Here is a 14,940-nt window from a genome sequence, read left to right as displayed (position 1 = left end):
CGCCGCCTCCGGTTCGCGGCGCGGCACCGCGGCGGCGGTCGGTAGGCTCGGGAGCGTGATCGATCTCAAGCTGCTGCGCCAGGACCCGGACGTCGTGCGCGCGAGCCAGGTGGCCCGCGGCGACGACCCGGCCCTGGTGGACCAGGTGCTCGACGCGGACGCCCGGCGGCGCGCCGCGCTCACCGACTTCGAGAGCCTGCGCGCGGAGCAGAAGGCGCTCGGCAAGAAGGTCGCCTCCGCGCAGGGCGAGGAGAAGCAGTCCCTGCTCGCGCACGCGAAGCAGCTCGCGGAGCAGGTCAAGGCGCTGCAGGCCGACGCCGACGCCGCGGACGAGCTGGCGACCGAGCTGGCCCGGCGGATCGGGAACGTCGTCGAGGAGGGCGTCCCCGCCGGCGGCGAGGACGACTACGTGGTCCTGCGGCACGAGGGCACGCCCCGCGACTTCGCCGCGGAGTACGGCGCCGAGTTCGCCGTCCGCGACCACCTGGAGCTCGGCGAGGGCCTCCGCGCCATCGACACCGAGCGCGGCGCGAAGGTGTCCGGCGCCCGGTTCTACTACCTGACCGGCATCGGCGCCCGCCTGGAGCTCGCCCTGCTGAACGCGGCGGTCGACCTGGCGCTGAGGTCGGGCTTCACGCCGGTCATCACGCCGACGCTGGTCAAGCCCGAGGTCATGGCCGGCACCGGGTTCCTCGGCGCGCACGCGGACGAGATCTACCGCCTGGAGGCCGACGACCTGTACCTGGTCGGCACCTCCGAGGTCGCGCTCGCCGGCTACCACTCGGGCGAGATCCTCGACCTGTCGGGCGGCCCGCTGCGGTACGCCGGCTGGTCGGCCTGCTACCGGCGCGAGGCGGGGTCCTACGGCAAGGACACCCGCGGCATCATCCGGGTGCACCAGTTCCACAAGGTCGAGGCCTTCTCCTACACGACCGTCGAGGACGCCGCGGACGAGCACCGCCGGATCCTCGGCTGGGAGGAGCAGATGCTCCGCCTCGTCGAGCTGCCCTACCGGGTCATCGACACCGCCGCGGGCGACCTCGGGTCGAGCGCGGCCCGCAAGTTCGACTGCGAGGCGTGGCTGCCCAGCCAGGAGCGGTTCCTGGAGCTCACCTCGACCTCCAACTGCACGACGTTCCAGGCCCGCCGGCTCGGGGTGCGCGAGCGCACCGCCGACGGCGAGGTCCGGCCGGTCGCGACGCTGAACGGGACGCTCGCGACCACCCGGTGGATCGTCGCGATCCTCGAGAACCACCAGCAGGCCGACGGCTCGGTGCGGGTCCCGGAGGGCCTGCGGCCGTACCTCGGCGGCCTCGAGGTGCTGGAGCCCGTGGGAGGCGGATCCCGATGACGCACCCGCGCACGGCGGCCGGCACCCTCGTCGCCCTCGACGTCGACGGCACGCTGCTGTCCTACGACGGCGCGGTGTCGCCCGCCGTGCGCGAGGCCGTGGCCGCGGTCCGCGACGCGGGCGCCCACGTCGTCCTCGCGACCGGCCGCGGCGTGCGCAGCGCGGTGCCGGTGGCCACCGACCTCGGGATCACGACCGGCTGGGTCGTGTGCTCGAACGGCGCCGTGACCGCGCGCCTCGACCCGGGGGCGCCGCAGGGCTACGAGGTCACGAGCACCACCACCTTCGACCCCGAGCCCGCGCTCCGCGTGCTGCAGGCCGAGCTGCCCGACGCGCTGTTCGCCGTCGAGGACCTGGGCCACGGCTTCCGGGTGTCCCGGCCGTTCCCGGACCACGAGCTCACCGGCGACCAGACGGTGCTGCCGTTCGACGAGCTCGTCGCGCAGCCCGCCACCCGCGTCGTCGTGCGGGACCCGGGCAGCACCCCCGAGGAGTTCCGCGAGCTCGTCGAGCGCGTCGGCCTGCACCAGGTGTCCTACGCGGTCGGCTGGAGCGCGTGGCTCGACCTGACCCCCGGCGGCGTCTCCAAGGCGAGCGCCCTGGAGGAGCTGCGCCGCGACCTGGGCGTCGAGCCGTTCGCGACCGTCGCGGTCGGCGACGGCGGCAACGACGTCGAGATGCTCCGCTGGGCCGCGCGCGGCGTCGCGATGGGGCACGCGCCCGAGTTCGTGCGGCTCGCGGCCGACGAGGTCACGGGCACGGTCGAGGACGACGGCGTGGTCGCCGTGCTGCGGACCGTCGGGCACGCGCCGGCCTGAGGCGGGCGGGAAGGCGGTAGCGCTCCCACGGCAACCGGTCACCCGACAGGGTGGACCGGGGCCTGCGCGGCGGAGCACAATCCCCGCCATGGCGCACGGCATCGTCGACGTGGCCCGGGCTGCCGGGGTGTCCACCGCGACCGTGTCGCGCGCGCTGCGCGGCCTGCCGAACGTCACCGCGGCCACGCGCGAGCGGGTGCGCCGGGCCGCCGACGAGCTGGGGTACGTGCCGTCGCCGTCCGCCTCGTCGCTCGCCTCCGGGCGGACGCGGACGATCGGCCTCATCACGCCGTGGGTCGCGCACTGGTTCTTCGCCAACGTCATCGAGGGCGCGGAGCGGGCGCTGCGGGTCGAGGACTTCGACGCGCTGCTCTACACGTTCGAGGTGTCCCGGGAGGTCCGGCGGCTGCGGCTGGACCCGGACGTCCTGCGCCGCCGCGTCGACGGCGTCCTCGTCGTGGGGCTCCCGCTCGAGGCGGAGGAGGTCGCGCTGCTCGACGAGCTCGGCTACCCGCTGGTGTTCGTCGGCGCGGGCGCGCCGGGCCACGTGACCGTCGGCCTGGACGACGTCGGCACCGCGCGCCGCGCGGCCGCGCACCTGGCGGACCTCGGCCACACGGTGATCGCGCATCTGTCGGGGGAGCCGGACGACACCCTGCCGTGGTCGCCGGCCGTGCGCCGGGCCGAGGGCTGGCGCGCCGAGCTGGCCGCGCGAGGGCTGGCGACCGAGGGTCTCGAGGTGCACGGGCACTTCGACGTCCGGGGCGGCCGCGCGTCGATGCACGCGCTGCTGGACCGGCGCCCCGACGTGACGGCGGTGTTCGCGGCGTCGGACGAGATGGCGATGGGCGCGCTGCTGGCGCTGCGGGACCGCGGCCTGCGGGTGCCCGAGGACGTGTCGGTCGTCGGGGTCGACGGGCACGACATGGGGGAGCACCTGGGGCTGACCACGATGGTGCAGAACGCGCAGGAGCAGGGGGTCACCGCGGCGTCGATGCTGCTGGAGATGATCACCGGCGCGCCGGTCCCGGAGGAGGTCGTGTTCCCGACGGTGCTGGTCGAGCGCGGGTCGACGGCGAGGCCATGGGGACGAACCGGGACGAGCCGGAATCGGGCCGACCGCGCGTCCACGTGACCAAATCGTGACAAGTCGGAACCCGTCAGGTGGTTGTGCGCCAGCCATGTAAACGCTTGCATATGACCCACGCACCGAGGCGCACCCGCCTCGGCCCGCAACCACGACGAGGTGGAGGCAGACGCATGATGAGGATCCGTCGTCGCGGCGCGAGCGCCGCGGTGGCCGGCGGGCTCGGGCTGGCGCTCGCGCTCACGGCTTGTTCCGGCGACTCCGGCGACTCCGGTGACGGGGGCACCAGCGGCGGCGGCGACACCGGCGCCGCGAGCGACATCGACTGCTCCGTGTTCGACGACTTCGGCGACCTGGACGGCACGACCGTCTCGGTCTACACGTCGATCGTCGAGCCCGAGCAGCAGACGCAGGAGGACTCCTACGACCCGTTCGAGGAGTGCACCGGCGTCACGGTCGAGTACGAGGGCTCGCGCGAGTTCGAGGCCCAGCTGCTCGTCCGCATCCAGGCCGGCAACGCCCCCGACATCGCCTACCTGCCGCAGCCCGGCCTGCTGAACACGATCGTCACGGACTTCCCGGACGCGATCGTCCCGGCGCCCGACGCCACCGTCGCGAACGTCGACGAGTTCTTCAGCGAGTCGTGGAAGGAGTACGGCACGGTCGACGGGACGTTCTACGCGGCCCCGCTGGGCTCCAACGTGAAGTCGTACGTCTGGTACTCGCCGTCGATGTTCGAGGACGCCGGCTACGAGGTCCCGGAGACCTGGGACGACCTGATCGCGCTGTCCGACCAGATCGTCGAGGACGGCGCCATGCCGTGGTGCGCGGGCGTCGAGTCCGGTGACGCCACCGGCTGGCCGGGCACCGACTTCATCGAGGACATCGTGCTCCGCACCGCCGGTCCCGAGGTCTACGACCAGTGGTACACGCACGAGATCCCGTTCAACGACCCCCAGATCATCGAGGCCTGGGACACCGCGGGCGAGATCCTCAAGAACGACGAGTACGTGAACGCCGGCCTGGGCGGCGTCGACTCGATCGCCACCACGCCGTGGACGGACGCGGGCTTCCCGATCCTCGACGGCACCTGCTGGCTGCACCGTGCGGCGAACTTCTACCAGACGCAGTGGCCCGAGGGCACCGAGGTCGCGCCGGACGGCGACGTCTACGCGTTCTACCTGCCCACCAACCAGACCGACATCAAGCCGGTCCTGGGCGGCGGCGAGTTCGTGGCGGCGTTCGACGACCGTCCCGAGGTGCAGGCGTTCCAGACCTACCTGTCGAGCGCGGACTGGGCCAACACCAAGGCCAAGACCACCCCGATGGGCGGCTGGGTCAGCGCCAACAACGGCCTGGACCCGGAGAACCTGGCCACCGAGTTCGACCAGCTGTCGGCCGAGATCCTCGCCGACCCGAACTCCGTGATCCGGTTCGACGCGTCCGACCTGATGCCGGGCGAGGTCGGCGCCGGCACCTTCTGGACCGCGATCGTCAACTGGCTGACCGGCACCTCCACGGAGGACGCCGCGAAGTCCGTCGAGGACTCCTGGCCCGCCGGATCCTGACGGGTCGGGCTTCGATCGACTGATCGGCTGACGGCCCGCCCGGCGGGGCGCGGGGGCACCACCCCCCGTCCCGCCGGGCGGGCCCGTCCGGTTCGGAGGCGTACATGAGCTGGTTGACGAGCGCGAGCTCGGTGGGCGAGAAGTTCGCCCTGATGTTCCTGGCGGTCGCGCTGTTCGTGGTCGTCATGGGCGCGATCCTGTTCCTGGTGGACCGGCCCAAGCGGGTCCCCCGGTGGGTCGTCGCCGCGGCGTTCGCGGGACCCGCGCTGCTGCTGCTGGCGTGGGGCCTCGTGCGGCCCGCGGTGCTGACCCTGTGGAACTCGTTCTTCGACAAGCGGGGCAACGAGTTCATCGGCGTGGACAACTACACCCGGGTGCTCACGGGCGGGCAGTTCCAGAGCGTGCTGACCAACACCGCGATCTGGGTGATCCTGGTGCCGATCGCGTCGACGCTGATCGGGCTGGTCTACGCCGTGCTGGTGGACCGCACGCGGTTCGAGAAGCTCGCCAAGGCCCTGGTGTTCATCCCGATGGCGATCTCGATGGTCGGCGCGTCGATCATCTGGAAGTTCGTCTACGAGTTCAAGCCGGACCAGCCCGGCGTGAAGCAGACCGGCCTGCTCAACCAGGTGCTGGTCTGGGTCGGCCTGGAACCGCAGCAGTTCCTCATCAACGCGCCGTGGAACACCGTGTTCCTCATCGTGGTGATGGTGTGGATCCAGACCGGTTTCGCGATGACCGTGCTGTCCGCGGCCATCAAGGCGATCCCCGACGACATCGTCGAGGCCGCCCGGCTGGACGGCCTGCACGGCGTCAAGATGTTCCGCTTCATCACGGTGCCGTCGATCCGGCCGGCGCTGGTGGTCGTCCTCACGACGATCGCCATCGGCACGCTCAAGGTGTTCGACATCGTCCGGACCATGACCGGCGGGCAGTTCGACACCCAGGTGATCGCGAACGAGTTCTACACGCAGGCGTTCCGGCAGAACAACCAGGGGCTGAGCTCGGCGCTCGCGGTCATCCTCTTCATCCTGGTCGTGCCGATCGTCATCTACAACGTGCGGCAGCTGCGCAGGTCGGAGGAGATCCGATGACCACCACCCCGCTCCCCCCGACCGGGCCGTTCGCGGAGGCGTTCGAGGAGACCGCCGACGCCGGCGGCGAGCCGGGACGCCAGCGTCGGCTCTCGCGGCTCGAGAGACGAGCCATCGCCACCAAGGGCAAGCTGTCGTCGCCCTGGGCGTCGTTCCTCGCGATCGTGATCGCGATCCTGTGGACGATCCCGTCCGTCGGCCTGCTGGTCACGTCGTTCCGGCCCGAGCTCGACATCCGCCGCTCCGGCTGGTGGACGGTGTTCGGCGGACTGTTCAACGGCGAGGCCGAGTTCACGCTCGACAACTACGACCAGGCGCTGTTCGGCTCCGGGGCCGACCTGGCGACGTACTTCGTCAACTCGTTCGTCATCACGATCCCCGCGGTGATCATCCCGATCACGATCGCCCTGCTCGCGGCGTACGCGTTCGCGTGGATCGACTTCAAGGGTCGCAACATCCTGTTCGTCGCGGTGTTCGCGCTGCAGATCGTCCCGCTGCAGGTGGCCCTCGTGCCGCTGCTGCGCGACTACGTGAGCGCGGGCGTCGCCGGGTCGTTCTGGACGGTCTGGCTGTCGCACTCGATCTTCGGCCTGCCGCTGGCGATCTTCCTGCTGCACAACTTCATGAAGGACATCCCGTCGTCCCTCGTGGAGGCGGCACGCGTCGACGGCGCGGGGCACGTGAAGATCTTCTTCCGGGTGCTGCTGCCGCTGCTGGTCCCGGCCATCGCGGCGTTCGGCATCTTCCAGTTCCTCTGGGTCTGGAACGACCTGCTGGTCGGCCTGACGTTCGCGTCGCCGAACTCCCGGCCGCTGACCGTGGCGGTCGCGGAGATGGCGGGCAGCCGCGGCGGCGACTGGCACGTGCTGACCGCCGGGGCGTTCATCTCGATGGTGGTCCCGCTCATCGTGTTCATCTCGCTGCAGCGGTACTTCGTGCGCGGCCTCCTGGCGGGCTCCGTCAAGGGCTGACCCCCGGCCGCGGACCCCGTGAGTGGAGCGTTCTGCCCGACACGCACCGGCGTGTCCGGCAGAACGCTCCACTGCCGTGCGGGCCCGTAGAGTGCGTGGTCGATGAGCGGACGAGCGGGCGGCGTGGTGGGGCGGGTGCCGGCGCCGGCGCTGTTCGCCGTCTCCGGCCTCGCGCAGTACGGCGGTGCCGCGCTCGCGGTCGCGCTGTTCGCCGTGATCCCGTCGCCGACCGTCGCCTGGCTCCGGATCGCCGTCGCCGCGCTGGTCCTGCTGGCCTGGCGCCGCCCCTGGCGCGCGCGGTGGACCCGGGCCGACCTCGGCGCGGCCGCGGCGTTCGGCGTGGTGCTCGCCGCGATGAACGTGTCCTTCTACGTGGCGATCGAGGTGCTGCCGCTGGGCACCGCCGTGGCGATCGAGTTCCTCGGCCCCGTCGCCGTCGCCGCCGTCACCGGCCGGACCTGGCGGGAGCGGCTCGGGATCGTCGTCGCCGCGCTCGGGGTCGTGCTCCTCGCCGGGGTCGAGCTCAGCACGGGCGGCGAGGACTCGGTGCGCGGGCTGGTCGCCATCGGCATCGCCGCGGCGTGCTGGGCGGGGTACATCCTGCTCGGACGCCGGGTGGCCCACGGGGCGCGGCGGCCCGCGGGGGGCACCGGCGCGGCCGACCCGGACGGCGCGCGTCCCGCACCCGACGGCATCGCCTCGCTCGCGGTCGGCATGACCGCCGGGGCCCTCGTCGGTGCGCCCTTCCTCGCCGCGCCGGCGGCGCCGGTGCTGACCGACGCCGGCTTGGCGCTCGCGGTCGTCGGCATCGCCGTGCTGTCGTCGGTCGTCCCGTACGCGATCGAGCAGGTCGTGCTCCGCCGGGTCACCGCGGCGACGTTCGCCGTGCTGCTGGCGATGCTGCCCGCGACCGCCGCGGTGGTCGGCGCCGTCGCGCTGCGGCAGTGGCCGCACGGCTGGGAGGTGGTCGGGCTGCTGTGCGTGTCGGTGGCGATCGTGCTGACCGCGACGCGCCGGGGGCCGGGGAAGACCACCGCGGAGCAGTCGGGGTCAAGCCGACCTCCTCAGCGGTAGCCGACCCGGTCGATCGATGCCTCGTAGCAGGCGCGTCCCAGGTTGGTGTTCCAGATCCGCCGAGGGGCGGTCGGCACCAAGGGCCCACCGACCATCCCGCCGGTCCGACGGGCATCGCGGTCGTACCAGGCGACCGTCTCCACGCGCGCGAAGCGCTGCGGCTCGCGGCCCCGGCGGTCGTACAGCTCGTCCAGCACGGGCACCAGGTCGGTGTCGCGCGAGGCCAGGATCACGAGGTCGACATCGGGTCGCTCGGACTCGTTGAGACACGCCAGCGCGCACAGCACGTCGATGCCCTTCTCCTGCGGGCGCCCGAGCGGGACCTTCCTGCCGTGGACGTCGCGGATCTCGCGTCCGTCGGCGCCGCGCTCGTACCGGTACTTCAGGTCACGCAGCTCGACGGTCGCTCCGTCCCGACGCCACCGGGACGCCTGGTCGAGGCACCGACGGTGCTGCTCCCAGTCGTGGTCGACGTGGGGCAGACCACGGAACGCGGTGACCCGGGTGAGCTCGGCGTGCGGGAAACCCTCGCGCTGGCGGTCGTTGCGCTCGGCGACCGCCCGCCGTGCGAACTGCATCGGGTGGATGAGCGAGTGGTGGGACGCCCCACGAGGGTCGAACACGTCGCGGGCGGTCAGATGGACGTTCTGGTAGTCGACGACCATCGACGCGCGCAGCACCGGGCCTCCCGCGGGCACAAAAAAGTCCCCGCCAATCCGGAGACGGCGGGGAGCAACAGATCAACCATGTCGTAGCGCCGGGTGACGTGTCAACGGGACCCAGCTCCCGCGTGCCAGCCTGACAGCGCGCCGCGAACGGCCACAAGAGCAGTTCTCACGACCTTGCGCGGCGGGTCGTGAGCAGGGGTGGTGCCGCGGAGCAGGCCTAGAGGTACTGCCCGGGCCCCTGGTCCGCCGTCGGCGCCCCCGGGACGCCGCCCGGGCCGACCGGACCGGCCGGCCCGTGCCCGCCCGGCAGCGCCCGCCGCATCTGCGTCAGCTGGGCCTGGGCCGCCATCTGCTGCGCCACCAGCGCGGTCTGGATGCCGTGGAACAGGCCCTCGAGCCAGCCCACGAGCTGGGCCTGGGCGATCCGCAGCTCGGCGTCGCTCGGCGTCTGCTCGTCGGCGAACGGCAGCGTGATCCGGTGCAGCTCGTCGATCAGCTCGGGCGAGAGGCCGTCCTCGAGCTCGCGGAGCGACCGCTCGTGCACCTCGGCCAGCCGGGCGCGGGCGGCCTCGTCGAGCGGGGCGCTGCGCACCTCGTCGAGCAGCTGCTTGATCATCGTGCCGATCCGCATGACCTTCGCGGGCTGGCCGACCGAGGCGGCGGCCTCCTCGGCCGCGTCCGCCTGCCCCTCGGCACCCGCGGCCGCGCGGGCCTCGCCGTCCTGGTCGCCGGGGTCGCCGGAGCCGCCGCCGAGCACGACGACGCGGGGGCGCTGCGGGCCGGTGCTGGAGTCGCTCATGCGCGCCATCCTCTCGCGCGCGGGCGCCGACGGCACCCCTGCGGCGTGGCCGGGGCCCGCGCCCCCGTCACGGGACCAGCAGCACCTTGCCGAACACCTCGCCGGAGTCCAGGAGCCGGTGCGCGTCGGCGGCGCGGTCGAGCGGGAGCCGCGCGTGCACCACCGGGCGCAGCCGGCCGTCGGACAGCATCGGCCACGCCCGCGCCCGCACGTCCGCGACGATCCGCTCCTTCTCCGCGAGCGGGCGGGCGCGGAGGGTGGTGCCGATGACGCTGCCGCGCCGGGCCATGAGGAGGCCCAGGTCCAGCTCGCCCCGCGACCCGCGCTGGGTGCCGATGACGACGAGCCGGCCGCCGGTGGCGAGCGCCGCCAGGTTCGTCGCGAGCCCGCCCGCGCCCAGGACGTCGAGGACCACGTCCGCGCCGTGCCCGTCCGTCGCCGCGCGCACCGCCTCGGCGACGTCCTGAGTGCGGTGGTCGACGACGGTGCGGGCGCCGAGCTCCCGGCACCGCGCCGCCCGCTCCCGCCCCGCCGGCGGTCGCGACGACGTGGGCGCCGAGCGCGGCCCCCAGCTGCACGGCGACCGACCCGACGCCCCCGGAGCCGCCCTGGACCAGCAGCACCTCGCCGGCCGCGAGCCGCCCCGCGTCGACGACGTTCGTCCACGAGGTGAGCAGCGCCTCCGGCAGCCCGGCGGCGTCCACGAGGTCGACGTCGTCCGGCACGGGCAGCAGCAGGCCCGCCGGCACGGTCACGGCCGTCGCGTAGCCGCCGCCGGGCAGCAGCGCCGCGACCCGGGCGCCGAGCGGGCCACGTGGCGGGGTCGACGCCGGGCCCGTGACCTGCGACGACGCCCGAGACCTCGAGGCCCGGCCAGTCGGGCGCACCGGGCGGCGGCGGGTACCTGCCCTCACGCTGCAGCAGGTCCGCCCGGTTCACGCCGGCGGCCGCCACGCGCACCAGCACCTCGCCGGGACCGGGCTCCGGGTCGGGCCGTTCGGCCACCTGCAGCTGCTCCGGTCCGCCCGGGCTCTTGACCTGCACCACGTCCATCGTGCGAGCCTACGCACCGTGTCGTCGCAGGACACGGGTGGATGAATCCTGCCGATGCGCTCATGTGGCGGCCCGGTGGCGCCGATGAGGTTCGGACGGGGGCCCTCCACGGGTGCCTTGACCTGGGCGTGCCCGCACGGCCAGGTGGGACGCGAGGATCGGGAGGCAGGTCGACATGCTGCGCAGGCTCGGCATCCGCACCAAGGTGCTGGCGGTCCTCGCGCTGCCCGTGCTCGTCCTGCTGCTGACCGCGGCCTACATCACCACCCAGTCCGTGGGCGAGGCCCGCACCGCCGCCACCGTGCGCGACGTCGTGACGGTCATGCCGCTGTACGCCCGCGCGGCCGAGGCCCTGCAGCAGGAGCGCACGCTCTCGGTGCAGCAGGCCACCGACGCGGACCTCGGCGGCAACCTCAGCGCGGCCCGGTCCGCGACGGACGACGCGGTCGCGGCGCTCGGCACCGCGCTGCGCGACATCGACCTGTCGACCCTGGACGCCCGCGTGGCCGACTCCGTGCAGAAGGCGACCGACCAGCACACGCGCCTCGTGGAGATCCGCGACCGCGTCGACGCCGACTCCATCCCGGGCACGCTGGTCGACAGCAACTACACCGACATCGTGTCGGCCGACAACGACGTGCCCGTCGTCGTCTCCGAGACCCTGTCGGAGCGGTCCCTGGCGAGCCGCATGTCCGCGTACGGCGCCATCGCCGACACGATCGAGCAGGTGCTCCGCGCCCAGCCGCTCGCGACGAGCGTGCTGAACGCCGACGGCGCGAACTCCTCCGACGTCCGGGAGCTCGCGGCCCTGTTCGCGGTCCAGGACCAGGCACGGTCCGACGCCCGTGAGCGCACCAACAGCCTCCGCCTGCCGGGCATCCAGCTCAGCTCGCGGGACGCCGACCTCACGGCCATGCAGCTGTCGATGGTGTCCGGCAACGAGCTCACCGTCTCCGCGCTGGACCCCACCCGGTGGAACAGCCTCGTGAACGCGGAGCTCGCCTCGCTGCGCCCCGTGGGCACCGAGCTGCTCGAGTCCGCGACGGAGCGCGCCGACGTGGTGGCCGGCCAGGCGCAGGAGCGAGCGATCCTCACCGGAGGCATCGCCGCGGCCGCCGCCGTGCTGTCGATCCTCATCGCGCTCGTCGTCTCCCGCGGGATCGTCGTCCCGATGCGCCGCCTGACCGCGGCCGCCGGCACGGTCCGCGAGACGCTGCCCCGCCTGGTCGAGCAGGTGGCCGTCCCGGGCGAGACCCCGGACCTCACCCTGGCGAACATCCCGGTGGAGTCCCAGGACGAGGTCGGCCGGCTGGCCCAGGCGTTCAACGACGTCAACTCGACGACGATCCAGGTCGCCCGCGAGCAGGCCGCCCTCCGTGGCTCCATCGCCGAGATGTTCGTCAACGTCGCCCGCCGCGACCAGGTGCTGCTCGGCCGCCAGCTGTCGTTCATCGACACGCTCGAGCGCTCCGAGGAGGACCCGGCGGTCCTCGCGAACCTGTTCCGCCTCGACCACCTCGCCACGCGTATGCGCCGCAACGCCGAGTCGCTGCTCGTGCTCGCCGGCATCGACTCGGGGCGCCGCCTCCGTGAGGCCATGCCGCTGTCCGACGTCGTCCGCACCGCGTCGTCCGAGATCGAGCAGTACGACCGGGTCCAGCTCGAGCTCGACGCCGACCCGCTGATGCACGGCTTCAACGCCCTGGGCGCCGCGCACCTGCTCGCCGAGCTGCTGGAGAACGCGACGCTGTTCTCCGAGCCGGGCACCCCCGTCGTCGTGCAGACCGGCGTCGAGGGCGACCACGTCGTGGTCCGGATCGTCGACCAGGGCCTGGGCATGTCGGCCGACGAGATCGCCGCCGCGAACGCCACGATCTCCTCGACGTCGCCCACCGAGGCCCTGGGTGCGCAGCGCCTCGGCCTGTTCGTGGTGGCGCGCCTGTCCCAGCGGCTCGGCGCCGAGGTCGTCCTCAAGCGCGCCAAGGGCGAGCTGTCCGGCACGGCCGCGGTCGTCCGGTTCCCGGTCGCGCTGTTCACCGCCAACGACCCGGCGCTCGCCGGGCCCGCCGCCGGCCGCGCCTCCGGCCCGGCCACGGGGTCGCTGCCGACCGTCGAGGCGCCCGTCGCCGTCCCGGTCGACCTGGCCGCGCTGACCGACGGCGCCACCCAGACGGGCCTGCCGCGCCGCCGCACCGCCGGCGAGGCGACCCCGGCCGCCGCGCCCGCCGCGCGCTCGGACGTCCCGGCGGAGCAGGACGTGGTCCTGCCGGCCCCGGCCGAGGCCACGCTGGCCCCCGAGATCGCGGCCGAGGCCGGCGGCTGGACGCCCCTGGTCGCCCCCGCCCCCGGCGAGCCGGCCCCGCTGCCGTCGCGCGGTGGCCTGCCCTCTCGCGGCACCCTGCCGTCGCGCACCCCCGCCGCGCCCGCCGACGAGCCCGAGGCCCCGGCCCCGGCGCCCGCCGGACCGCGCGCGGGCCTGTTCTCCGGCTTCCGCGGCCGCGACGCGCTGGCGCCGGCCGACGAGGCCGGCACGGACGCGACCGACCCGACCGGGACCGCCGACGCGGTGCCCGTCGCGGACGAGCCCGCCACGGAGCCCGCGGACGCCCCGGCCGCCGAGGCGCCCGCGCTGCCCACGCGCCGCGGGCCGATCACATCGCCCGCCGAGGTGCGCTCGATCGTCGACGAGCTCGTCGACCACGAGCCCGAGGTCTCGGCCGCCGACCACGCCCGCCTCGACGCGCTGTCCGCGCCGCTCACGGCCTCGCTGCCGATCGTGCAGGCGCCCGTCGCCGAGCCGGAGCGCACGGAGCCGGCGGCCGCCCCCGAGGCGGCGGAGTGGTCGGCGCCGGCCCAGGCCGAGCCCGCCGCCCCCGAGGTCGCGGACCAGCCCGCCGACGCCGCGCCCGCCGAGCAGCCGCTGGTCGTGCCGGGTCTCGCACCGGACGAGCCGCTCGACGAGTCGCACGCCTGGTCCTCCTGGACGGGCGCGCCGGCCACGCCGGAGCAGCCGTCCTGGACCGTGCCCGCCCCGCACGCCGAGCCGGAGCCGGTCGCCCCCGCGGCGGCGGACTCGCCCGCCCTCTGGTCGGGCGCGGCCGCGCCGGTCGCCGACCAGCCGGTCGCCCCGCTCGCCCCCGTGGGCCGCGCGGACGACACGACGGTCCTGGACGCCCCGGTGCCCGCGCCGTCCGCCCCGGCGCCGCAGGTGCCGACGGCTCCCGCCGCGGCCGCGCCGGTCGCGATCCCGCCCGCCGCGCCCGTGGCCCCCGCCGCGGAGGCCCGACCCGCGCCGGCGGCGCCCGCGCTGCCCGACTTCGCCACCCTGGTGCAGGGCGACGAGCCGCCGGCCGAGGCCGGCAGCCGCCCGCGCAAGCGCCGGTCCCTGTTCTCGTTCGGCCGCCGCCCGGCGCAGGCCCCGGCCGAGGACGCCCCGGCCCCGGCGCCCGCCGCCGCGCCCGCCTGGCCGGCGACCTCGGCACCGGCCGCGGCCGCGCCGCAGCCCGCGGCCGTGCCCGCGCCGGCCGCTCCGGTCCCCGCGCCGCAGCCCGCCGCGCCGGCCCAGGCCGCGCTGCCGACCCGTCCCTCGGCCGCCCACACGTGGCAGCCTGTCGCGGGCTGGGACGGCGAGCAGCAGCGCGTCGCCGAGCCGGGCCGGCCCGCCCCCTCGGCGCCGTGGTCCGCCGCGCCCCCCCGCCGCGCCCGGCTGGGGCACCCCCGCCGCGGAGCAGGACGCCGGCGCCTACCCGGGCGCCGCCCCGGCGTGGTCCGCCCCGGAGCCCGCCGCCCCCGCCGAGCCGGTGCTGCCCGCCGCCGAGGCCGCGCCGCAGCCCGGCGCGCGGTCCGCCGCCCCCGCGTGGTCGGCGCCCGCCGAGCCCGCGTGGTCGCCCGAGCTGCCGGCCCAGGCCGCCGAGCCCGCGTGGGCCCCGCAGGAGCCCGCCGGTGCGGCGCCCCTGCCGACCCGCACCCGCGGCGAGGTCCCGCCGCCGGCCCCCGAGCCCGGCGCGCCCGCGCCGGCGGAGCGCCGTCCGCACCGCGACATGAGCGCCTGGGCGTCGTCCTGGTCGCCCGACGGCGCGTCGGTCCCGCAGCCGGCGCCCGCCCCGTCGTGGTCCGCCCAGCCCGCCGCCGCCGCGGCGCCCACGGACCAGCCCCGCCGGCCCGGCGCGCTCGACGCGGAGGCGGCCCAGATGCTCGCCCTGCGGGCCGACATCCAGGAGCAGGCGTTGAGCGAGCTGAGCCAGCTGTCCGCGTACCGGCCCCAGGTCGACGTGCCGGCCGGCGGCTCGCTCACCCGCCGCGTGCCGACCGCGATCCCGGCGGCCCCCGAGATCTCGCAGCCCGAGTCGGGTCCGGCTCCGGCGCGTGACGCCGACAGCCTGCGCGACCGGCTGTCGAGCTTCCAGTCCGGCAGCCGTCGGGGGCGTCGTGCCCTCGCGGACGCCGACGCGGGTGAG

At 75.1% G+C, this 14,940-nt stretch carries 10 protein-coding genes and 1 pseudogene; 8 read left to right on the top strand and 3 right to left on the bottom strand.

Annotated features, from left to right (window positions below; all coding sequences use genetic code 11):
* The first annotated feature begins 55 nt into the window (after positions 1 to 55).
* The 7 genes from serS to FKM96_RS08175 all read left to right on the top strand — a co-directional run bounded on the left by serS (position 56) and on the right by FKM96_RS08175 (position 7,963).
* Positions 56 to 1,351 (top strand): serine--tRNA ligase, encoded by a 1,296-nt coding sequence (gene serS, locus FKM96_RS08205; RefSeq protein WP_147794831.1) that lies wholly within the window; start codon positions 56 to 58, stop codon positions 1,349 to 1,351.
* On the top strand, positions 1,348 to 2,169 hold the full coding sequence (locus FKM96_RS08200) for an HAD family hydrolase (RefSeq protein WP_147794830.1): 822 nt from the start codon (positions 1,348 to 1,350) through the stop codon (positions 2,167 to 2,169). The genes serS and FKM96_RS08200 overlap by 4 nt, the downstream gene beginning before the upstream one ends.
* Before the next feature lie 88 nt (positions 2,170 to 2,257).
* Complete coding sequence (locus tag FKM96_RS08195; RefSeq protein WP_147794829.1) at positions 2,258 to 3,304, top strand: LacI family DNA-binding transcriptional regulator; 1,047 nt, start codon at positions 2,258 to 2,260, stop codon at positions 3,302 to 3,304.
* Positions 3,305 to 3,429: 125 nt separating this feature from the next.
* Positions 3,430 to 4,824 carry an ABC transporter substrate-binding protein gene (locus FKM96_RS08190; protein WP_168216921.1) on the top strand — a complete coding sequence of 465 codons (1,395 nt, stop codon included), beginning with the start codon at positions 3,430 to 3,432 and terminating at the stop codon, positions 4,822 to 4,824.
* A 104-nt stretch (positions 4,825 to 4,928) separates the two neighbouring features.
* Entirely contained in the window at positions 4,929 to 5,918 is a 990-nt protein-coding gene (locus FKM96_RS08185) for a carbohydrate ABC transporter permease (protein WP_147794827.1), read from the top strand.
* A complete protein-coding gene (locus FKM96_RS08180; RefSeq protein ID WP_147794826.1) occupies positions 5,915 to 6,889 on the top strand; it encodes a carbohydrate ABC transporter permease in 975 nt (324 codons plus the stop codon). The genes FKM96_RS08185 and FKM96_RS08180 overlap by 4 nt, the downstream gene beginning before the upstream one ends.
* 135 nt (positions 6,890 to 7,024) lie before the next feature.
* Entirely contained in the window at positions 7,025 to 7,963 is a 939-nt protein-coding gene (locus FKM96_RS08175) for a DMT family transporter (protein WP_147796989.1), read from the top strand.
* Here the strand turns inward: FKM96_RS08175 and FKM96_RS08170 are convergent.
* The 3 genes and pseudogenes from FKM96_RS08170 to FKM96_RS08160 form a co-directional block, all read right to left on the bottom strand.
* Positions 7,954 to 8,661 (bottom strand): NYN domain-containing protein, encoded by a 708-nt coding sequence (locus tag FKM96_RS08170; protein ID WP_147794825.1) that lies wholly within the window; start codon positions 8,659 to 8,661, stop codon positions 7,954 to 7,956. The genes FKM96_RS08175 and FKM96_RS08170 overlap by 10 nt on opposite strands.
* A 187-nt stretch (positions 8,662 to 8,848) precedes the next feature.
* The gene (locus FKM96_RS08165) at positions 8,849 to 9,430 is read right to left on the bottom strand and encodes a bacterial proteasome activator family protein (RefSeq protein ID WP_147794824.1); all 582 of its coding nucleotides are present in this window, start codon (positions 9,428 to 9,430) and stop codon (positions 8,849 to 8,851) included.
* Positions 9,431 to 9,497: 67 nt separating this feature from the next.
* Positions 9,498 to 10,483: pseudogene (locus FKM96_RS08160) on the bottom strand (NAD(P)H-quinone oxidoreductase).
* Between the two features lie 175 nt (positions 10,484 to 10,658).
* Between FKM96_RS08160 and FKM96_RS08155 the strand changes: the two are divergent.
* Positions 10,659 to 14,852 carry a nitrate- and nitrite sensing domain-containing protein gene (locus FKM96_RS08155; protein ID WP_147794823.1) on the top strand — a complete coding sequence of 1,398 codons (4,194 nt, stop codon included), beginning with the start codon at positions 10,659 to 10,661 and terminating at the stop codon, positions 14,850 to 14,852.
* Positions 14,853 to 14,940 lie beyond the last annotated feature (88 nt).

Source organism: Cellulomonas sp. Y8 (assembly GCF_008033115.1).
Taxonomy (GTDB): Bacteria; Actinomycetota; Actinomycetes; order Actinomycetales; family Cellulomonadaceae; genus Cellulomonas.
Note: the sequence above shows the minus strand (reverse complement) of the source record. Positions and strands in the feature narration are given on the sequence as shown.